The organism is Caulobacter sp. P4_E5 (assembly GCF_056401555.1).
Genome location: NZ_JBFUJD010000011.1, coordinates 52,654 through 72,510, shown reverse-complemented (window position 1 = coordinate 72,510; position 19,857 = coordinate 52,654). Strand labels below are relative to the sequence as shown.

Sequence of the window (19,857 nt, the reverse complement as noted above, 5' to 3'; positions counted from 1 at the left end):
GGTTAATCAGGCGTCATGCAAGCCGCTCACGAATCTCGAGAATTTTCGATCGAAGATCGCGCCTGGCGTGCGACTCTGTGGATGGTCGCGGGGCTGACGCTGGTCCGCCTGATCGCGCTGTTCATCACGCCGCTCGAGCTGTACCCGGACGAAGCCCAGTACTGGCTGTGGTCGCGCGAGCTGGCGTTMGGCTATTTCTCCAAGCCGCCGATGATCGCCTGGCTGATCTGGCTGACCACCCACATCGGCGGCGACGCCGAGGCCTGGGTGCGGCTCTCGGCCCCGCTACTGCATGGAATCACTGCCCTGGTGATCCATCGCATCGCCCGCCGGCTGTACGGCGGCTGGACCGGCCTGGCCGCGGCGGCGATCTACAGCCTGATGCCTGGCGTGGTGCTGTCCTCGGGCCTGGTCGCTACGGACGCGCCGCTGCTGTTCTTCCTGTCCCTGACGATCTGGGCCTATGTCGACCTGGCCGAGGCGGTCGCCCCGCGCCGCTACTTCGTCGCCGCCGGCATGGGCCTGGCCCTGGGCCTGGCGTTCCTGTCGAAATACGCGGCGATCTACACCCTGGGCAGCATCGCCCTGCACTTCGTCATTTCCCGGCCGGCGCGGCTGCGCTGGTGCCCGGCCGCGGCGGTCCTGTTCCTGGCCGCCTTCGTCCTGACCCTGGCCCCCAACTTCGCCTGGAACGCCAGCCACCAGTTCGCGACGGTCAAGCACACGGCCTCGAACGCCAACTGGGGCGCCCATACCCTGTTCAACTTCCGTGAACTGATCGAGTTCGTCGGTTCGCAGTTCGGCGTGTTCGGTCCCCTGCCGTTCGCCGTGCTGCTGGGCGGCGCGATCTGGCTGGGAGTCAGGAAGCGCATGAGCTCGCCCGACCTGCTGCTGCTGTGCTTCTGCGCGCCGCCGCTGATCATCGTGGCCGGCGAGGCCTTCGTCTCGCGCGCCAACGCCAACTGGGCCGGGGCGGCCTTCGTGTCCGGCTCGGTGTTGGCCGCCGGCTGGCTGGTGCGCTGGAACGCCCGCCGCTGGCTGATCGGCGGCCTGACCCTCCAGGCCCTGTTCGCCCTGTTCTTCGTGGCCTGCATGGTCAATCCGAAGGCGGCCGACGTCACCGGCCTGTCGAACGGCTTCAAGCGCGTGCGCGGCTGGGACCAGACCGTCCAGGCGATCATCGACCGCACCCGTGAGGAGCAGGCCCTGCGCGGCGGGGTCAGCGCCGTGGCGATGGACGACCGCTTCGTCTACAACGCCGCCGCCTACTACGGCCGCGACTATTTCGGCCAGCCTGGCGCGCCGCCGCTGCGCATGTGGGTGCACGAGGCCCATCCGCAGAACCAGGCCGAGACCGAGGCTCCGCTGAACGCCCAATACGGCCGGCGCGCCCTGATCGTCAGCCTGGAGGGCGGCTACCGACCCGAGATCGAGCAGGACTTCAAGGCGACCTCCGGCCTGCAGATCGCCCGCGTGCGCCTCGACAAGAAGCGTTCGCGCCGGATCGACCTGTTCATCGCCGAAGGCTTCGCCCCCCTGCCCCGCGACCCGCTCACCGGCCTGCCGCCGGAGCCGGCGCGGAAGTAAGGGACTGCCGCGCCAAACCAACACCCCGACCTCCCCGGCGAAGGCCGGGGCCCAGATTCAGCCTGAGCGGTTTGGGTGTTCGCGCTCCCGCTCAGCGCCAACCGGTGAGCCCTCTGGGTTCGATCTGGGCCCCGGCTTTCGCCGGGGAGGTCGGTGTTTCTTATTTGGGTTACCAGCTAGACCGCCACCTCGAACGCGGCCTCGGTCTTGGCCGTGACTTCCTCGACGCTCACCCCCGGGGCCAGCTCGATCAGCTTCACCGGCGTCTTGCCGCGGTTGATCTCGAACACGCCGAGTTCCGTGATCAGCAGGTCCACGACGCCGGCGCCGGTCAGCGGCAACGAGCAACGCTTGAGCAGCTTCGGCGCGCCCGACTTCTCGCAGTGGTCCATGACCACCACCACCCGCTTGACGCCGGCGACCAGGTCCATGGCCCCGCCCATGCCCTTGACCATCTTGCCGGGCACCATCCAGTTGGCCAGGTCGCCATTTTCGGCCACCTGCATGCCGCCCAGGATCGACAGGGCGATGTGGCCGCCGCGGATCATCGCGAAGCTGTCGGCGGACGAGAAGTACGAGCTCGAGTCCAGCTCGGTGATCGTCTGCTTGCCGGCGTTGATCAGGTCGGCGTCCTCCTCGCCCTCATAGGGGAAGGGACCCATGCCCAGCATGCCGTTCTCGCTCTGCAGCGTGACGTGCATGCCCTCGGGGATGTAGTTGGCCACCAGGGTCGGAATGCCGATGCCCAGGTTGACGTAGAAGCCGTCCCGCAGCTCCTTGGCGGCGCGGGCCGCCATCTCGTCGCGCGTCCAGGCCATTACGCGGTCTCCTTCTGGCGGGTGGTGACCCGCTCGATGCGCTTCTCGAACTGGGCGCCCTTGATCAGGCGGTCGACATAGATGCCGGGGGTGTGGATGGCGTCCTTGTCCAAGGCGCCGATCTCGACGATCTCCTCGACCTCGACGACCGTGGCCTTGCCGGCCGTGGCCATCATCGGATTGAAGTTCCGGGCGGTCTTTCGGTAGATCAGGTTGCCCTCGGCGTCGGCCTTCCACGCCTTGACGATCGACAGGTCGGCGGTCAGGCCGCGCTCCATCACGTACATCTCGCCGTCGAACTCGCGGACCTCCTTGCCCTCGGCCACTAGGGTGCCGTAGCCGGTGCGCGTGAAGAAGGCCGGGATGCCCGCGCCGCCCGCACGGATGCGCTCGGCCAGGGTGCCCTGCGGATTGAACTCCAATTCCAGCTCGCCGCTGAGGTAGAGCTGTTCGAACAGCTTGTTCTCACCCACATAGGACGAGACCATCTTCTTGATCTGGCGGTTCTCCAGCAGGATCCCCAGGCCGAAGCCGTCGACGCCGCAATTGTTGGAGATGACCGTGAGGTCCTTCGTCCCCGCCTCGCGGATCGCCGCGATCAGGTTCTCAGGGATTCCGCAGAGGCCGAACCCGCCGGCCATGATGGTCATGCCGTCGAACAGCAGCCCGGAGAGGGCCTCGACGGCGTCCGTCTTCACCTTGTCGACCATGGTGTCTCCCTGTTCCGGCCTTATAAGTCCGGCGTTTGGCGAACCGTGTCGCCCGAGCCACGAAGAAATTCAACCCTTGATGAATTATTTTTCCCGAAGGGCCGCCTGATGACCGACGCTAGCACCGGCTCCGTGACGCCCGCCACCTCTGCCAAGACCCCCGGGGTGCTTCTCGTGCTGGCCCACCCGGCGCTTGAACGTTCGCGCGCCAATCGCGCCCTGGCCAAGGCGGCCAAGGGGCTGTCCGGCGTCACCTTCAAGGACCTGTACGAGATCTATCCGGACTTCGTGATCGACATCGAGGCCGAGCAGGCCGCGCTGGTGGCGCACGACGTGATCGCCCTGCAGTTCCCGCTGTTCTGGTACGCGACCCCCTCGCTGATGAAGGAGTGGCTGGACCTGGTCTGGCTGCACGGCTTCGCCTATGGCGAGGGCGGCGAGGCGCTGAAGGGCAAGAAGCTGTTCGTGGCCTGCACCACCGGCGGCACCGCCAAGGCCTATCACATGCACGGCTACAACCGCTTCTCGATGGACGAGTTCCTGCGCCCGCTGGAGCAGACCGCCCACCTGTGCGGGATGGAATGGGAGACGCCGTTCGTGGTGCACGGCGCCTCGGTCAAGGACGACGCGGCGCTGAAGGCCGAGGCCGAGCGCTACAAGGCGCGGGTCGCCTCGCTGCTGCCGCTGCGAACGGAGGCTTAAGGGCGCATGGAGAATTTCCTCACCCAGACCCTGGTCTATCTGGGCGCGGCCGTCGTCTCGGTGCCGATCGCCAAGCGCCTCGGGCTCGGCTCGGTGCTGGGCTATCTGATCGCCGGCGTCGTCATCGGCCCGTTCGCCCTGGCCCTGGTCGGCGAGCAGGCCGACGTCATGAAGTTCGCCGAGTTCGGCGTCGTCATCCTGCTGTTCCTGATCGGCCTGGAGGTGCAGCCCGCCACGCTGTGGGACATGCGCAAGGCGATCTTCGGGTTTGGCGGCACCCAGGTCGTCTGCACCTCGCTCGCCATCGCCGGGGCCGCCATGCTGCTGGGCCTGCCCTGGCAGACGGCCCTGGCGGTGGGGATGGTGCTGGCCATGTCGTCCACCGCCATCGTCTTGCAGACGCTCGACGAAAAAGGCCTGAGACAGGGCCCCGTCGGGCGCGCCGCGTTCGGCATCCTGCTGCTGCAGGACCTGGCGGTGATCCCGATGTTCGCCCTGCTGCCTCTGCTCGCCACGGTCTCTCCAGGCGCGCACGGCGAGGTCAGCGGTCATGGGGGCGGAAGCCTGCTGGCTCACCTGCCGGTCTGGGCCCAGGGGCTGTCGGTGTTCGCAGCCGTGGGCGCCGTGGTCGGCGGCGGTCGCTATCTGGTGCGCCCGCTGTTCCGCTTCATCGCCAAGGCGCGCCTGCGCGAGATTTTCGTCGCCGCGGCCCTGCTGATCGTGGTGGCGGTGGCCAGCCTGATGCAGGTCGTCGGCCTCTCGCCCGCCCTCGGGGCCTTCCTGGCGGGCGTGGTGCTGGCCGAGAGCGAGTTCCGCCGCGAGCTGGAGACCGACATCGAGCCGTTCCGCGGCCTGCTGCTGGGCCTGTTCTTCATCACCGTGGGAGCGGGGGTCGACCTGCCGCTGGTGGCGCGCCAGCCGCTGACCTTGGCCGGCCTGGTCGTCGGCCTGATGGTGCTGAAGTTCCTGGTCATGTACGGCCTGGCCCTGCTGTTCGGCGCGCCCAAGCGCGGGGCGATGGCGGTGGCCACGGCCCTGGCCCAGGGCGGCGAGTTCGCCTTCGTGCTGCTGAGCTTCACCGTGGGAGCGGGCGTGATCGGCGCCCAGCTGGCGGCCCTGCTGACCGCCGCCGTCGCCGTGTCCATGGCCCTGACGCCGCTGGCCATGATCCTCTACGAGCGCGTCGCGGCCCTGATGGACGCGGCCATTCCCGACGTCGTTCCCGACACCGGCGACTTCGACGAGGGCGAGCCCGACATCATCATCGCCGGCTTCGGCCGCTTCGGTCAGATCACCGGCCGCTTGCTGTCGGCCAACGGCTTCAAGTCGACCGTGCTGGACAGCGACATCGAGCAGATCGAGCTGCTGCGCCGCTTCGGCCGCCGGGTGCACTACGGCGACGCCACGCGCCTGGACCTGCTGCGCGCCGCCGGCGCCGAGCGGGCCCGGATGCTGATCGTCGCCCTCGATGACCGCGAGAAGACCGTCGAGCTGGTTGAGACCGCGCGCAAGGCCTTCCCGAACCTGGTCATCCTGGCCCGCGCCTGGGACCGCCGCCACGCCTACGACCTGCTGGCCAACGGCGCCGACGCGGTCGAGCGGGAGACGTTCGAGTCGGCCCTGGCCCTGGGCTCGACGGCGCTGCAGAAGCTGGGCTTCCGCGCTCACCGCGCCCATCGCGCCGCGGCGTTCTTCCGCCGCCACGACCGGCGGGTGTTCGAGGAACTGCGCCCGATGTGGGGCCAGGAGGAGGCCTATATCCTGGCCTCCCGCGACGCGGCCCAGACCATGGACCGCCTGCTGGACGCCGACCTGCACCGCATGCGCCCCGGCGACGCCGGCGGGGCCTGGGATACGGCCAGCCTGGACGAGGAACTGAAGGAGCGCGCCCAGCAGGAGGGGGCGGAGTAGCTCTCGCCTATTCCGCCGGGAGCCTGGCGGCCTCGCCCTTGCGGGCCACGCGGCGGAAGAGGTCGGCCAGGGCCTCGAACAGGCCCTTTTCGGACGCGCGGTGATAGACCGAATCCGCGCCCAGGGCCTGCGCCAGGCGCGCGTGGGCCTTGCCGAGATTGTGGTAGGGCAGGCGCGGCAGCAGGTGGTGCAGGGCGTGGTAGCGTAGGCCGACCGGGGCCCACAGCTCGGAAGCCAGGTTCGGCGGCGGCACGTTGACCGAGTCCAGGAACTGCTCGTCCAGGCTCATCTTGCCGCCGTCATTGTCCCAGTGGTGGGCGACCAGGGTGCGGGCCTGGTTGACGAAGGTGGCGACCGCGAAGATGGCCAGGCCCGTCAGGGCGAAGCGGGCCGGCAGCCAACCCGCGACCGTCGCGGCGATCACCGCCCACGACCACAGCCAGCAGGCGACGTCCTGGGCCACCCACTCGGGACGCCAGCGGTTCAGGTCCTCGCGCACGAAGTCGGGATTGATCATCAGGGCCGACAGCCTGGTCTTCACGTAGCGGCCCAGCGGTGGGATCACGAACGACAGCGGCATCAGGATCGCCGAACGCAGGATCACGCCCAGCGGGGCCAGCAGCGCCACGAACAGGAAACCGGCCAGCTTCAGCGGCGTGAACCGCGACAGCGGCAGGTATTCCGGATCCAGGGCGGTGCCGAAGCGGTCCTTGATGTGGTGGATGTTGTGCACCCCCTCGTACATCAGCGAGGGCGTCATCAACGGCGTGCCGATCAGCACGTTCCAACCCAGGCGGAAGCCCGGCGTCTCGTCGGCGCGCAGATGGGTCAGTTCGTGGATGAAGCTGAGGCCGCGATAGAGGGCCAGCACGCTGACCAGGCCGGCGACCAGGCCGACGGCCAGGCTCGAGGTCGTCGCGGCCAGCAGGAAGCCGCCCCACATCAGGGCGGCCGAGATCACGAGGTCGATCCAGTAGAGGGCCGCGTTGGGCGTCATCAGGTCCTCGGTCAGGCCGTAGGCCTGCTTCGTCAGACTGACACCTTCGCTCGCCAACTTGTTCACTTCGACCTCGCGCCGCCTACCCGAAGGTGACGAATTGGCGACGGCGCGCGGGAAAAGCAACTGTTTGCTGCTCGTAAGGGCGAGAGGTCGCAGCGGTTCGGAGGATCCGAACCCGATTGGAACAGCCTCTCCTCTTGTCATCCCGGCCGCAGCGCCGGGACCCAGGGGCAGCCGCACTGCGCCGGCCCCTGGGTCCCGGACAGCCTCTGCGAGGCTTCCGGGATGACAAGAGAAATTAAGCTCCTAGAGGTTTTCGCAGGACGCCTAAGTCAGCGGCCGCAGGATGATCTCCACCCGGCGGTTCTGGGCTCGGCCGGCCGGGGTGGCGTTGTCGGCGATCGGCTGGCGCTCGCCCATGCCGGCGACGAAGACGCGGTCCTGCAGCACCTGGCCCGGACCGGTCAGATAGCCGGCCACCGCGCTGGCGCGGCGCTCCGACAGGGTCTGGTTGTAGTCGTCGGGACCGCTGCTGTCGGCGTGGCCGACCACGTCGATGGTGGTCTGCTTGTAGGCGTTCAGGGTGCGGGCGACGTCGTCCAGCACGCGGGTGAACTGCGGCTGCACGTCCGACTTGTCGACGGCGAAGGTCACGTCGCTGGGCATGACCAGTACGATCTGGTCGCCGTTGCGGCGGATCATCACGCCCGAGCCCTCGAGCGAGCGGCGGAAGTCGGCCTGCTGGCGGTCCATGTAGGTGCCGACCGCGCCGCCGGCCAGGGCGCCGATGCCGGCCCCGATCAGGGCGTTCTTGCGGCCCTGCTCGCCCTTGTTGGTGTTGGTCAGATAGCCGAGCACCGCCCCGACCCCGGCCCCGGTCAGGACCCCCGTGCCGGTGTTGTTGCGCACCGGCATGCCGGTATAGGGATCGGTGGTCGTGCAGGCGACCAAGGCGCTGGCGCCCATCAGCACGGCGGCCAAAGCGATCTTGCGCATCATCGCAACCCTCGTCTGTTTGTTGTAGATCAATGTCATGCGGGGCAAACGCCCACCTTATGGTCAAGTTCCATACTTGCGCGTCGACGGTGACGAACGGTCTTCGTTTCGTCCCTTGTCCGTTGTAGTAAGAATGAACTTACTCATTCCCAAGCTCGCTTCTTGAGGCTCGCAGACGTGTCCACCTCCGCTATCGAACCGGTCTCGTTCTCCCTCTACAGCAAGGACTTCCCGCGCTTCGCCCAGGAGCTGGGCGCCTCGTTCGAGCGCTACGGGTTCGCCGTGCTGTCCGAGTACGACCTGCCGCAGGACCGCATCGACGCGGCCCTTTCCGACACCAAGGCCTTCTTCGCCCTGCCGGTCGAGACCAAGAAGCAATATGCCGGGGTCAAGGGCGGCGCGCGCGGCTACATCCCGTTCGGGGTCGAGACCGCCAAGGGCGCCACGCACCACGACCTGAAGGAATTCTGGCACATGGGCCGCGACCTGCCGCCCGGCCACCGCTTCCGCGCCACCATGGCCGACAACGTCTGGCCGGCCGAGATCCCGGCCTTCAAGCACGACGTCAGCTGGCTGTACAACGCGCTCGACACCATGGGCGGCAAGGTGCTGGAGGCGATCGCCACCTACCTGAAGCTGGACCGCGACTTCTTCAAGCCGACCGTCGAGAACGGCAACAGCGTGCTGCGCCTGCTGCACTATCCGCCGATCCCGGCCGACGCGACGGGCGTGCGCGCCGGCGCCCACGGCGACATCAACACCATCACGCTCTTGCTCGGCGCGGAAGAAGGCGGCCTGGAGCTGCTGGACCGCAACGGCGAGTGGCTGCCGATCAACCCGCCGCCAGGCTGCATCGTGGTCAATATCGGCGACATGCTGGAGCGCCTGACCAACCACGTCCTGCCCTCGACCATCCACCGCGTGCAGAACCCGCCGCCCGAGCGCCGCAACGTGCCGCGCTATTCGACGCCGTTCTTCCTGCACTTCGCGTCGGACTACGAGATCAAGACCCTGGCCAACTGCGTCACGCCCGAGAACCCGGACCGCTATCCGGAGTCGATCACCGCCGACGAGTTCCTTCAGCAGCGCCTGCGCGAGATCAAGCTGGCCTAGGGAGCCTTGATGCTCCCCGCGACGCGGGGGAGCTGTCGCGGAGCGACTGAGGGGGCGAGCTGGACGTGGGCCGCGTTAGCCCCCTCCGGCCCTCTGGGCCGCCTCCCCCGCTCGCGGGGGAGGATCTTCTGCCTATTTCGCGATCCGTAGCGACGAGATTTCCTGGGCGATGGCCTTGAAGGCCGTCTTCAGTTCGCTGCCGGTGTTGGGAAAGAGAGCCTTGGCTGGCTCGCTCGCGCAGTCGGTCAGGAAGCTCTTGGCCGTCGCGTCCGAACCCACGTCGAAACCGACCGTGTAGACCGTGATGTCATTGTCCACGTTCTTGATCGCTTTGCACAGCTCGCGGGCCTGGGTGAAGGGGCTGCCGTTCGTCGCGGCGCAGTCGATGTGATCGGTGGCGCTGCCAGTGCCGCCGCCGGCCTCGTACGAGATCACGCCCTTGCAGTATGGCGTGTTGAAGGCGCCGTCCGTCATCAGGATGACGACCTTCATTAGATCCTTGGTCTTGTAAGCCGCCGGCTTCTGCGTCGGATTGGGCCACAGATAGGAGAAGTTCGGGGAGATCATGTACCAGCCCCAGGCCAGGCCGATCTGACCGGCCGTCGAGCCTTCCGCCTTCAGAGTGTTGATGACGCCCGTGAGCGCCGTCTTGTCGCTGGTCAGCGGCATGATCGTCGGCGTCGGGCACGGATTGGGCTGATAGGTCCACGGTTCGTCATCGTCTTTGGTGGAGGGATAGTTCATCCCCACGAAGGCGGTGCTGGGCGCGGCGTCGGTATAGGCTTCCGGTCCGGTCCGCTCGCTAACGCAGGAGCCCAGATTGCGAACCACCGGATAGGTGCCGTCGGATCCCCGATAGACGAACTGCGTGCAGCCAGGATTGGTGCTCCTTTCGCACTTCGCCGTACCGCCGCCGGTATAGGTCGGCGTCCCGAAACCGGCGAGACCTGTGTCGAAGGTCGTCGTGGACAGACTGGTGATCGGCCGGGTCGTGCCGTTCAGGCTGGTCAGCCCTCCCATGCCGGAGAAGCTGATCTGGTCGTTGGTTATGAAGCCGTGCGTCGTGCTGGTGGTGACGACGATCGAGCAGGCGCTGGTCAGGCACTTCTGCGCCACGCCGCCGCCGCTGCCGTAGTTCTTGCTGGTGGTGGCGCCCTGTAGCGAGAAGCTGTTCGAATCCACCTTGGTGATCGTGTAGATCAGGTTGTTGAGCGTGGACAGGTTCCCGCTGATCCCAGAGATGTAGACCCTGTCGCCGGTCGCGTAGCCATGATTGGCGACCGTGACGACAGGCGGACCAGCCTTGGTGATCCCCGTGATCGACTGGGCGGCGGCCAGCCAGGTCGCGCCGCTGATCGTCCGCACGGGCACAGGCCCGCGAACCGCGTCCGCATAGGTTCCGACATTGACACCGGCCGCGTAGGGCACCAGCGCCACCTTCGAATAGAACGGTGTCTGGGTGTCCTTGACGATGATGTCGACGAGATCCGCAGCGGCGATCTTGAGGTCGCTGATCCGTGTGCCGCCCATCGAGCCGGTGATGTCCAGCACCAGGGCGACTTCCAGGTTCTTGGACGACCGCACCACATCCGAGGACGCCGTCACCGTGAAGTTGCCGCTGGTCCACAGGCCGATGATGATCGGCTGCAAGGTCGCGGTGGCCGTGCCGATGATGTGGTTGTTGGTTCCGGCCTTGAACGTCGCGTTCGCGGCGGTCAGGCCCATGTTCAGGTTCGCGACCTCGGCCAAGAAGGCCGGATCGCCGACCGCTTCCAGCTCGGCGTCCGTCGCGGCGGTCGAACGGGCGGCCATCAGGGTGGCTGCGTCCAGCGCGTCCTGCATCTGCCGACGCTGCAGGCTGATCCGGCCCAGGTCCACCAGGGCGAACACCAGCACCGTCAGCGGCAGGGCCAGCAGCGCGAACTGGACGGCGATCGCTCCGCGCTGGTCGCGCCGCAGACGGCCGCCGAAAGCGAAAACGCCTTCGCTCAGGCGGCGGAAGATGCGGCTCAGGGTCGACATGGAGAGTTCCGGGCGAAGCTTTTCGGCCTGAACTTGGCCCAGGAGGGTGAACAAGCCGGAAACGGCGTTGGTGAACGATGGCCGCACGCCGGCTTCGACTCTCGGCGCGCCTGCGGCTAAAGAGCCCGGATGCCGTTCACCGCCACCGTCCTGACCATGTTCCCCGAGGCCTTTCCCGGTCCGCTCGGCGTCTCGATGATCGGGACCGCCTGGACGGAGCAGGACCTGTGGCGTTTGGAAACGCTGGACATTCGGGCCTTTTCCAAGGATAAGCGCGGCTTCCTCGACGACACCCCAGCGGGTGGCGGCGCTGGAGCCGTACTCAAGGCGGACGTCATCGCCTCCGCGCTCGACAGCGTGGAGCGGGGTGGGCGGCCGCTTTTGTACATGAGCGCCCGGGGCAGGCCCCTGACCCAGGCGCGTGTTCGGGAGTGGTCCAAGGCGCCGGGTATCGTGGTGCTGTGCGGCCGCTTCGAAGGGGTGGATCAGCGGGTGCTCGACGCCCGCGGGTTCGAGGAGGTCTCGGTCGGAGACGCGGTTCTCGCCGGTGGCGAGGCGGCGGCGATGGTCGTGATCGAGGCGTGCGTTCGACTTGCCCCGGGGGTTCTGGGGAACATCGAGAGCACGCTGGAAGAAAGCTTCGAGGACGGCCTTCTCGAGCATCCGCAGTACACGCGACCGCGGACGTTCGAAGGGCTCGACATCCCCGAGGTGCTGCTGTCGGGCGATCACAAGCGGATCGACCAATGGCGCAAGAGTATGCGTGAAGAAACGACCCGCGAGCGGCGGCCCGATCTCTGGGAAGCGCATCTCGCCAATCAACAGGCAAAAGGCGACCCGAAAACGGGTAAGCCCAAAGGAGACTGAGACATGGCTATCAACATCATCAAGCAACTCGAGCAGGAAGAGTCCGCTCGTCTGCTGGCCGTCCGCACGATCCCGGAATTCCGTCCCGGCGACACCCTGCGCGTCAACGTGAAGATCAAGGAAGGCGAGCGCGAGCGCGTTCAGGCCTACGAAGGCGTCTGCATCGCCCGTCAAGGCGCTGGCGTCCACGAGAGCTTCACGGTCCGCAAGATCTCGTTCGGCGAAGGCGTGGAACGTCTGTTCCCGCTGCTCTCGCCGAGCATCGACAGCATCGAAGTCAAGCGTCGCGGCGTCGTCCGTCGCGCCAAGCTGTACTACCTGCGCGACCGTCGCGGTAAGTCGGCCCGTATCGCCGAGCGCGCTGGCGCCCCGAAGGCTTCGGCTTCGTCGGAAGACTAAGCTTTTCGAGCTTCGGAAAAGATCGAGGCCCTGGCGGAAACGCCGGGGCCTTTTTCTTTGCCGCTGGCCTTGGGCCAATCGACATTCATCCGGGACAGGTCCAAGTCCCTCTGCCTTCCTGGGCCCTGTGCCCAGGACCCATGTTGGAGGCAGGTGTGGCCTCTTTGGGTTTGCGCGGCCGAACGGCCGTGAACTCAGCCTCACTTCTGTTGAAGCTGAACCCTGGATCCTGGGCACGGGGCCCAGGAAGGCAGGTAAATTCTACACTCAGTGAATGTCGATCGACCCTGGCCGCGAACGACTGTCGATTGTTCGCGATGGGGAAGCTACGGTCGCTCCACAGTCACGCCAGGAAAGGGCCGGCGCATGATCACCGTTTGGGGCGGACAGACTTCGCGATCAATCCGGGTCGTCTGGGTGTTGGAGGAGATGGGGCTTCCCTACCGCGTGCGGCAGGTGGACATGCTGGCCGCCGAGCAGGACCCCGAGTTCCTGGCGGTCAACCCCGCCGACTACATCCCGGCCATCCAGGACGGCGACGTCGTCATGGTCGAGTCGATCGCGATCATGGAGTACCTGATGGCCCGCTACGGGCCGACGCCACTGGAGCCGGCGCCGCAGGATCCGACCTTTCCCGCCTACCAGCAGTTTCTGCACCTGGGCGAAGCCGGCCTCGCGACCCTGATGATGCCCGTCGTCGTCAGCCGCTTCATCGCGCCCGAGGCCGAGCGGGAGAACTGGGGGGCGACCTGGTCTCTGAGGTCGTTCCAGAAGCGGTTGAAGCTGGTCAGCCAACGGCTCGCCAGCTCGCCCTACCTTGCCGGCGAGACCTTCACGGCCGCCGACATCTCGGTGACCTACGCCCTGAATCTGGGCCAACGGAACTGCGGCATCACCCTCGGCGACGTCGAACAGGCCTACCTCGCCCGCACCACCGGCCGCGACGCCTACAAGCGCGCCATGGAGCGTTCGCACGAAGGGGTGAACGCCTGATCCCTGACTCTCCCGCCAATCGAGACACGAGAGGTCTGCACTCAACATCCGAAATGGGTCGGTAGCGGGGAAATGGCGGCGGCGCAGAAAGCAGACCCTGGAACTCACAGCCAAAGAGCGGACGCCCCGGTGGGCTGAGAAGGTTGGAAGCCGGATGTTAGGGACGCCCACCGAAATCCCTCTCTCTGAGAGAGAGGGAGGGGCCCGCCGCGAAGCGGTGGGAGGGTGAGAGGTTTCACCGCTGGCCGGTGAATCCTGGGCCTGTCTGTCGCGCGTTTCGTCAGAGCTTCGTTCTGAGAGGGTGTAACCTCTCACCCTCCCACGCCTACGGCGTGGGCCCCTCCCTCTCTCTAAGAGAGAGGGAATCGGACGGCGCGAAACGTCCGCTCAAGGTCGGTAGCCGACATTGCCGATCCGCTTACTCCGGAAAACGCACCACGACGTTCGAGCCGGGCAGCTCCTCGCGGCGCTCCGGATCGAGGCTCGCCAGCGGGATCCACAGCGCCGAGCCCAGGCGGCTCAAGTCCTCGTAGCGGCCTAGCCAGGTGAAGCGCTCGAAGCCGTAGCCGACGCCTTCGCCCAGCAGGGGCCTGGCCGCGTCGGCGACGTGCAGATGCAGGTGCGGACCGGTAGAGTCGCCGGAGAAGCCCAGCCGGCCGATCACCTGGCCCTTTCGCACACGATCGCCGGTCTTCACGCGCAGGCTGCCCGGGATCAGGTGCTCGTAGACCGCGTGGCGACCACCGCCGAGATCCAGCGAGACGTAGTTCCCCGCCGCCAGGTCCTCCGGATGCTTGCCGTTTTGGGAGACACGGGCGCTTTCGGGGACGCCGTCGCGCGCGGCCGCGACGGTCGCATCAGTCACGGCCAGCACCTCGGCGCCGTAGCCCAGGGCGTTGCTGGCGAGATCGGCGTCGCCCGTGGCGATGCGGCCCTGGTCATCGACGCGAACCCAGTCGATGGCCGTGCGGCCCGGCAGGCGCGCCTTGCCGTCCGGGGCGTAGAACACTCGCCGATGCCCGCGCGGCCAGTCGGCCTGGTAGATCGCCGCCCAAGGCCCGCCGCGCAGGGGCGGGCCGAGCGTGGGGCCAGAGTCCGGCGGAAGATCGACTTCGATCCTTTGGCCGGCGGCTTCGATGGCCAGCCGGCGCGTCGCGGCGGGCAGGTCCAGTTCGATGAACACCACCGCGCCGTCGTCTTGGACGACCCGCCGGCTCTCGAGGCCCGGGCCGTCGAACGTTCCAAGGGCCGCGCCGCCGCCGGCGTCACGCACCGTCACGCTCGCGAGCGGCGCCTTGCCGAGGTGAAGTTCGAAAAGCGCGCGCCGCCGGCCCTCGACCATCACCACGGCCGGAGCCTGGCGCAGGACGAGATCGGCGGCGCGCGCGGGATCCGACACGAGCACCATGGCCAGGGGGGCGGCCAGGGCCGCGCGCCGGGTAACCTTGTCCGCCATCTTCGCACCCCTCCGCCTCGCTCAAGGAGTTGGGGAGCCTGGCGGCAAGGTCAAGGCGAGCTTATCGGGGGGCGAGATAGCGCAGGCGCTTGCGGACGACCGTCGGCTTGGCCGGGGCGCGCAGCGCCGCCCACAGCTGTTGCAGGCTCAGCACCCAGCCGAACGTCGTTTCCTTATGGGTCTTGAGAGCTTCGTCCATCATCGTCGCCTTCCGTGGCTTGTCGATGGATTGAAAATCGTCGTTCGGCGGCCAGGTGACAAACGCGGCCTCCTTGGCTATTCATAAGGTAGCCTTATGACTGACATCCTCGCCCGCCTGCCGCTCAGCGCCATTCGCGTGTTCGAGGCGGCCGCTCGCCTGAAGAGCTTCACCCGCGCGGCCGACGCGCTGGGCGTGACCCAGGCCGCCGTCAGCTGGCAGGTGAAGGCCCTGGAGCAGCGCCTGGACCAGCCCTTGTTCAACCGCCTGCCGCGCGAGGTGACCCTGACCCCGGCCGGCGAGCGCCTGTCGCGGGCCGCGACCGAGGCGATGTCGCTGCTGCGCTCGGCGGTGTCCGACCTGATCGAGGTCGAGGAAGGGGTGCTGTCGATCACCACGGTCCAGAGCCTGGGCGGCCAGTGGCTGGCGCCGCGCCTGGGCGGCTTCCAGATCGCCCATCCGCGCATCGCCGTGCGGCTGGAGGCCTCCAGCCGGGTGATCGACCTGACGCGCGAGGGCGTCGACATGGCCTTGCGCGGCGGCCACGGCCAATGGCCCGGCGTGACCGCCCACTTCCTGGTCCCCGCCGTCCAGACCCCGCTGGTCTCGCCGGAATTCCTGGCCCGGATCGGCGGCCTGGCCAAACCCGAGGACCTGCTCGAGGTGTCGCGCATCGGCATCGCCCGCGAGTGGGACGAGTGGTTCCAGGCCGCCGGCGTCACGGCCAAGCCTCAACGCTCGGATCCGCGCCTGGCCTCGGACGCCCAGGCCCTGGAAGTGGCCAGCGCCCTGGCCAGCCACGGCGCGGCCCTGGGCTCGCCAATCTTCTTCGCCCGCGAGCTGGCCGAGGGCCGCCTGGTCATGCCGTTCGACGTGGTGGCCCGCTACACCGGCGGCTACTGGCTGGCCTATCCCAGCGACCGCTCGCGGGTGCGCAAGATCGCCGCCTTCCGCGACTGGGTGCTGGCCCAGGCCGCCGCCGATCCGCTGATCGCCCGCTACGCCGCCATGACGCCGCTGGAAGCCCCTGGCGCCTCGCCGCTGACGCGCTCGAACCCCTAAGGTCAAGCTTAAGTGCGCTCGCACGTATCTTGACAAACCCGTGTTCTGGGATGAGGTTAACCCACCCCCGACTTTGTCGGGCTTCCTGACCGTCTCCTTTCTAGTGGACGGCCCTCTTCGGGCGGAGCCATCGGCCCCCGAAGGCTGAAAATGATGCTAGGGCGCGCCGAAACACAGGCGCGCCCTATGTCGTTCTAGGACACCTTGCGAACGCGGCGTTTGCCGGGCCCGCGATGCTTTTCCCGCTCCCGCTCGAGCGCCCGTTCCCGCGCCCGGCGCAGGCGCCGCTGGACCTGCGCGTCGCGCAGCAGGGCGGCCGGGACGTCGGTCAACAGCTTTAGCCCCGCGATCGGCGACAGGTTGCGCACGTCGCGGCGCGCCTGGGCGATCACCTCGCCGACCATGGCCTTGCTGTCGACCTCGCCGGCCTCCTTGACCAGGGCCAGGCGGTGCAGGGCGTAGAGTCCCAGCACGAAGGCGATCAGGAAGTAGAAGTCCCAGCTGGACACCCGCAGCGGCATCAGGGTCAGCACGTCGCCGGGGCTGGTCCAGCGCAGCAGGATCTCCAGCCGCCGGGCCGCGAAGAAGTCCGCGAACATCCCGCCCAGCACGGGAGCCAGGCCCGCCGCCGCCGAGCTGATCAGGGCGTTGGTGGCGATATAGGCGGTGGCCGAGCCGCGCGGCGACAGCTTCAGGGCGATGTTGCCCGACGACAGGGTCACGCCGGCGGTGGCCAGGCCCATCAGGGCGTGCAGCCCGACCAGATAGGCCATGACCCAGACCTTGTCCTGGATCTGCGAGGCCCCGACCATGGCCGCGATGCACAGGATGAACAGCGGCGCGGCCACGGCCAGCACCGACTTGTTGGCGAACCGGTCCGACAGCAGGCCCCAGCTGCGCAGCGCCAGCACGTTGGTCGCCTGGCTGACCACGCCCAGGATCACCACGAAGGTGATGTCCAACCCCAGCTGCTTGACGAAGAACACCGTGAAGAACGGCGTCGCCAGGTTCACCGCGAACTGCCAGCTGGCCAGGAACATGATCAGCCGCCGGAAATTCTGGTCGCGCAGCGGCGCGCGCAGCAGCGGCAGCAGGCGGATGGTCTCGGTGGCCGGCGGCATCGTCGGCTCGGGCGTCAGGGCCAGCTCGCGGCAACTGAACAGACCGGCCAGGAAGCCGAAGGCGTAGAGGCCGGCGAAGGCGACGGGTCGCCACGTCGAGCCCTCCGGCGCGCGGTCGAGGGCGAAGGCGGCGGCCAGGCTGGCGACCAGGGCCACAATGGTGGCGTTGATCGTCCGCTTGGCGAAGATCTGACCAAGCCGCGCCTCGGGGGCGAGATCCCGCACCCAGGCGTTCCAGGCGCAGCCGCCGAACGTCGCGACCCCGCAGTAGAAGACCTGCAGCGCGACCAGGATCGCCAGGGTCGCCGCGTCCTGGCCGCGCGACAGGGCCAGCAGCGCCATGCCGGCCAGGGCGAAGCGACTGATCAGGCTGGACAGGATAGCGATCCGCTTGCGAGTCCTGAGCTTCTCGACCAGCAGCACCCCGGGCGCCTGCAACAGTTGCACCCAGAAGGTCACCGCCGCCAGCAGGCCGATCGTGGTGTTCGACGCGCCCAGGTGCAGGGCGAACGCGGTCAGGATGACGCCGCTGGTCACTGCCGTGACCGCGTTGGAAAAGCCGGCCTCCAGGACAAGGTGGCGCAGGCCGCGCTCGCGCTCGTCCTCGGTCAATTGCGGCGTCGGGGCAAAAAACATGCGCTGCACTCGCATTCTACTGCCTCGACGGGGCAGGAACGATCGCCAGACGGCGATCGAACAAGGGATTCTCGGCGTTTCCTCGCTTTACGCGCCCGCTCCGAAGGCCTAGATGCGGGGCGCTATGACCCGCACATCCAAGACGCTCTACGACAAGATCTGGGACGCTCACCTCGTCAACGAACAGGACGGCGAAGCGATCCTCTATATCGACCTGCACCTGATCCATGAGGTGACCACCCCGCAGGCCTTCTCCGGCCTTCGCGTGGCGGGCCGCAAGGTGCGCCGGCCCGACCGCACGCTGGCCGTGGCGGACCACAACATCCCGACCGAGGGCCAGGCCCTGGGCGTCGACGCGGTGGCGGACGAGGAAGCGCGGCTGCAGCTCAAGACGCTGGCCCGCAACGTCGCCGACAACGGCATCGAATTCTTCCCGATGGGCGACATCCGCAACGGCATCGTCCACGTGGTCGGGCCCGAGCAGGGCCGCACCCAGCCGGGCATGACCATCGTCTGCGGCGATAGCCACACCTCGACCCACGGCGCCTTCGGAGCCCTTGCCCACGGCATCGGCACGTCCGAGGTCGAGCACGTCCTGGCCACCCAGACCCTGCGCCAGAAGAAGGCCAAGAACATGCTGGTCCGCGTCGATGGCCAGCTGGGTCCCGGCGTCACCGGCAAGGACATCGCCCTGGCCGTGATCGGCGAGATCGGCACGGCCGGCGGCACCGGCTATGTCATCGAGTTCGCCGGCGAGGCCGTCCGCGCGCTGTCGATGGAGGGCCGCATGACCCTCTGCAACCTGACCATCGAGGGCGGCGCCAAGGCCGGGTTGGTGGCGCCGGACGACAAGACCTTCGCCTATATCCAGGGCAAGCCCGCGGCCCCCAAGGGCGCGGCCTGGGACATGGCGCTGAGCCACTGGAAGACCTTCTTCACCGACGAGGACGCCGTCTTCGACCGCACGGTGGTCATCGACGGCTCGGCGCTGGTGCCGATGGTCACCTGGGGCACCAGCCCCGAGGACGTCATTCCGGTCACCGGCAACGTCCCGGATCCGGAAAGCTTCGCCACGCCCGACAAGCGCGCCGCCGCCCACCGGGCCCTGGACTATATGGGCCTGACCGCCGGCCAGCCGATTTCCGCGGCCAAGATCGACCGCGTCTTCATCGGCTCGTGCACCAACAGCCGCATCGAGGACATGCGCGCCGCCGCCGCCGTGGTCCAGGAAGCCTTCCTGCACGGCCGCCTGGTGGCCCCGCACGTCAGGGCCATGGTCGTGCCCGGCTCGGGTCTCGTGAAGGAACAGGCCGAGGAAGAAGGCCTGGACGCCATCTTCAAGGCCGCCGGCTTCGACTGGCGCGAGCCCGGCTGCTCGATGTGCCTGGCCATGAACCCCGACAAGCTGCAGCCGCAGGAGCGCTGCGCCTCGACCAGCAACCGCAACTTCGAAGGCCGCCAGGGCCGCGCCGGCCGCACCCACCTCGTCTCGCCGGCCATGGCGGCGGCGGCGGCGATCGCCGGCCATCTCGTCGACGTGCGCACCTTCCTGGAGGAGACCGCCTGATGCGCGCCTTCACCCGCCTCGACGGCCGCGCGGCTCCGCTGGAGCTGGCCAATATCGACACCGACCAGATCATCCCCAAGCAGTTCCTCAAGACCGTGGAGCGCGAGGGTCTGGCCAAGGGCCTGTTCTACGACTTCCGCTTCGATGGCGAAGGCAACGAGATCAAGGACTTCGTGCTGAACAAGCCGGAGTTCAAGAATGCCTCGGTGCTGATCGCCGGCGACAATTTCGGCTGCGGCAGCTCGCGCGAGCACGCGCCGTGGGCCCTGATGGACTTCGGGATCATGTGCGTGATCTCGACCAGCTTCGCCGACATCTTCAACAACAACTGCTTCAACAACGGCCTGCTGCCGGTGGTGGTGAAGCCCGAAGAGCTGTCCGTCCTGATGGAAGAGGCCAAGGGCGGCAATCACATGGTCAGCGTCGACCTCGAGACCCAGACCGTGGTCTCGCCGTCGGGCCGGGTGATCCGCTTCGACATCGACCCCGTGCGCAAGGAAAAGATGCTCAAGGGCCTCGACGCCATCGGCGAGACCCTGATGCATGGCGGCGACATCGACGTCTATGAGAGCAAGCGCGCGCTCAGCCAGCCTTGGCTGGAGGCGTAGAGCGGCAAAACAGCTCGTCATCCCGGGCGGCCGTAGGCCGACCCGGGACCCAGGGGCCAAGCCCAGTGCGGCGGCCCTGGGTCCCGGCTC

General features: G+C 67.9%; 18 protein-coding genes and 2 pseudogenes. 12 read left to right on the top strand and 8 right to left on the bottom strand.

Annotated elements, in window-relative coordinates:
- Window positions 1-15: 15 nt before the first annotated feature.
- Complete coding sequence (locus AC1DSO_RS05750) at window positions 16-1,587, top strand: ArnT family glycosyltransferase (protein ID WP_477067934.1); 1,572 nt, start codon at window positions 16-18, stop codon at window positions 1,585-1,587.
- A gap of 176 nt (window positions 1,588-1,763) precedes the next feature.
- On the opposite strand, the gene AC1DSO_RS05745 is transcribed toward AC1DSO_RS05750, so the two are convergent.
- Both AC1DSO_RS05745 and AC1DSO_RS05740 read right to left on the bottom strand, forming a co-directional pair.
- Entirely contained in the window at window positions 1,764-2,405 is a 642-nt protein-coding gene (locus AC1DSO_RS05745) for a 3-oxoacid CoA-transferase subunit B (RefSeq protein ID WP_477067933.1), read from the bottom strand.
- Entirely contained in the window at window positions 2,405-3,115 is a 711-nt protein-coding gene (locus AC1DSO_RS05740) for a CoA transferase subunit A (protein ID WP_477067932.1), read from the bottom strand. Before AC1DSO_RS05740 ends, AC1DSO_RS05745 begins: the two co-directional genes overlap by 1 nt.
- Here AC1DSO_RS05740 and AC1DSO_RS05735 point away from each other — a divergent pair.
- The 3 genes and pseudogenes from AC1DSO_RS05735 to AC1DSO_RS05725 all read left to right on the top strand — a co-directional run bounded on the left by AC1DSO_RS05735 (window position 3,018) and on the right by AC1DSO_RS05725 (window position 5,728).
- Window positions 3,018-3,224, top strand: a pseudogene (locus AC1DSO_RS05735) (hypothetical protein). The gene AC1DSO_RS05740 and the pseudogene AC1DSO_RS05735 sit on opposite strands and share 98 nt — an antisense overlap.
- Window positions 3,224-3,817, top strand: a complete 594-nt coding sequence (gene kefF, locus AC1DSO_RS05730) for a glutathione-regulated potassium-efflux system oxidoreductase KefF (RefSeq protein ID WP_477067931.1) — start codon at window positions 3,224-3,226, stop codon at window positions 3,815-3,817. Before AC1DSO_RS05735 ends, kefF begins: the two are co-directional and overlap by 1 nt.
- A 6-nt stretch (window positions 3,818-3,823) precedes the next feature.
- Window positions 3,824-5,728 carry a monovalent cation:proton antiporter-2 (CPA2) family protein gene (locus AC1DSO_RS05725; RefSeq protein ID WP_477067930.1) on the top strand — a complete coding sequence of 635 codons (1,905 nt, stop codon included), beginning with the start codon at window positions 3,824-3,826 and terminating at the stop codon, window positions 5,726-5,728.
- A gap of 7 nt (window positions 5,729-5,735) precedes the next feature.
- On the opposite strand, the gene AC1DSO_RS05720 is transcribed toward AC1DSO_RS05725, so the two are convergent.
- Window positions 5,736-6,791 carry a fatty acid desaturase family protein gene (locus tag AC1DSO_RS05720; protein WP_477067929.1) on the bottom strand — a complete coding sequence of 352 codons (1,056 nt, stop codon included), beginning with the start codon at window positions 6,789-6,791 and terminating at the stop codon, window positions 5,736-5,738.
- Window positions 6,792-6,920: 129 nt separating this feature from the next.
- Here AC1DSO_RS05720 and AC1DSO_RS05715 point away from each other — a divergent pair.
- A pseudogene (locus tag AC1DSO_RS05715) lies at window positions 6,921-7,030 on the top strand (hypothetical protein); the annotation flags it as partial.
- Window positions 7,031-7,055: 25 nt separating this feature from the next.
- On the opposite strand, the gene AC1DSO_RS05710 reads toward AC1DSO_RS05715, so the two are convergent.
- Window positions 7,056-7,727, bottom strand: coding sequence for a YiaD family glycine zipper/OmpA-like lipoprotein (locus tag AC1DSO_RS05710; RefSeq protein ID WP_477067928.1), 672 nt, complete (start codon window positions 7,725-7,727; stop codon window positions 7,056-7,058).
- A 174-nt stretch (window positions 7,728-7,901) separates the two neighbouring features.
- Between AC1DSO_RS05710 and AC1DSO_RS05705 the strand changes: the two genes are divergently transcribed.
- Window positions 7,902-8,837, top strand: a complete 936-nt coding sequence (locus tag AC1DSO_RS05705; protein WP_477067927.1) for an isopenicillin N synthase family dioxygenase — start codon at window positions 7,902-7,904, stop codon at window positions 8,835-8,837.
- A gap of 132 nt (window positions 8,838-8,969) precedes the next feature.
- Here the strand turns inward: AC1DSO_RS05705 and AC1DSO_RS05700 are convergent, their stop codons facing one another.
- The gene (locus tag AC1DSO_RS05700) at window positions 8,970-10,859 is read right to left on the bottom strand and encodes a ubiquitin-activating E1 FCCH domain-containing protein (RefSeq protein ID WP_477067926.1); all 1,890 of its coding nucleotides are present in this window, start codon (window positions 10,857-10,859) and stop codon (window positions 8,970-8,972) included.
- Window positions 10,860-10,988: 129 nt separating this feature from the next.
- Here AC1DSO_RS05700 and trmD point away from each other — a divergent pair, with 129 nt between their 5' ends.
- The 3 genes from trmD to AC1DSO_RS05685 all read left to right on the top strand — a co-directional run bounded on the left by trmD (window position 10,989) and on the right by AC1DSO_RS05685 (window position 13,118).
- Window positions 10,989-11,726, top strand: coding sequence for a tRNA (guanosine(37)-N1)-methyltransferase TrmD (gene trmD / locus AC1DSO_RS05695; RefSeq protein WP_477067925.1), 738 nt, complete (start codon window positions 10,989-10,991; stop codon window positions 11,724-11,726).
- A 3-nt stretch (window positions 11,727-11,729) separates the two neighbouring features.
- Window positions 11,730-12,125: a 50S ribosomal protein L19 gene (gene rplS / locus AC1DSO_RS05690; protein WP_477067924.1), complete on the top strand. Its 396-nt coding sequence runs from the start codon at window positions 11,730-11,732 to the stop codon at window positions 12,123-12,125.
- Between the two features lie 366 nt (window positions 12,126-12,491).
- Window positions 12,492-13,118, top strand: coding sequence for a glutathione S-transferase family protein (locus tag AC1DSO_RS05685; RefSeq protein ID WP_477067923.1), 627 nt, complete (start codon window positions 12,492-12,494; stop codon window positions 13,116-13,118).
- A 418-nt stretch (window positions 13,119-13,536) separates the two neighbouring features.
- On the opposite strand, the gene AC1DSO_RS05680 is transcribed toward AC1DSO_RS05685, so the two are convergent.
- Together AC1DSO_RS05680 and AC1DSO_RS05675 are read right to left on the bottom strand one after the other, a co-directional pair.
- Entirely contained in the window at window positions 13,537-14,574 is a 1,038-nt protein-coding gene (locus tag AC1DSO_RS05680; RefSeq protein WP_477067922.1) for a M23 family metallopeptidase, read from the bottom strand.
- A 61-nt stretch (window positions 14,575-14,635) separates the two neighbouring features.
- A complete protein-coding gene (locus AC1DSO_RS05675) occupies window positions 14,636-14,776 on the bottom strand; it encodes a hypothetical protein (RefSeq protein ID WP_477067921.1) in 141 nt (46 codons plus the stop codon).
- A 93-nt stretch (window positions 14,777-14,869) separates the two neighbouring features.
- On the opposite strand from AC1DSO_RS05675, the gene AC1DSO_RS05670 reads away from it, so the two are divergent.
- On the top strand, window positions 14,870-15,835 hold the full coding sequence (locus AC1DSO_RS05670) for a LysR substrate-binding domain-containing protein (protein WP_477067920.1): 966 nt from the start codon (window positions 14,870-14,872) through the stop codon (window positions 15,833-15,835).
- Between the two features lie 194 nt (window positions 15,836-16,029).
- Here AC1DSO_RS05670 and AC1DSO_RS05665 read toward each other — a convergent pair whose 3' ends face one another.
- Window positions 16,030-17,592 carry an MFS transporter gene (locus tag AC1DSO_RS05665; RefSeq protein ID WP_477067919.1) on the bottom strand — a complete coding sequence of 521 codons (1,563 nt, stop codon included), beginning with the start codon at window positions 17,590-17,592 and terminating at the stop codon, window positions 16,030-16,032.
- Between the two features lie 124 nt (window positions 17,593-17,716).
- Here AC1DSO_RS05665 and leuC point away from each other — a divergent pair, with 124 nt between their 5' ends.
- Both leuC and leuD read left to right on the top strand, forming a co-directional pair.
- Complete coding sequence (leuC, locus tag AC1DSO_RS05660) at window positions 17,717-19,159, top strand: 3-isopropylmalate dehydratase large subunit (RefSeq protein ID WP_477067918.1); 1,443 nt, start codon at window positions 17,717-17,719, stop codon at window positions 19,157-19,159.
- Window positions 19,159-19,767: a 3-isopropylmalate dehydratase small subunit gene (gene leuD, locus AC1DSO_RS05655; RefSeq protein WP_477067917.1), complete on the top strand. Its 609-nt coding sequence runs from the start codon at window positions 19,159-19,161 to the stop codon at window positions 19,765-19,767. Before leuC ends, leuD begins: the two co-directional genes overlap by 1 nt.
- The last annotated feature ends 90 nt before the right edge of the window (window positions 19,768-19,857 follow it).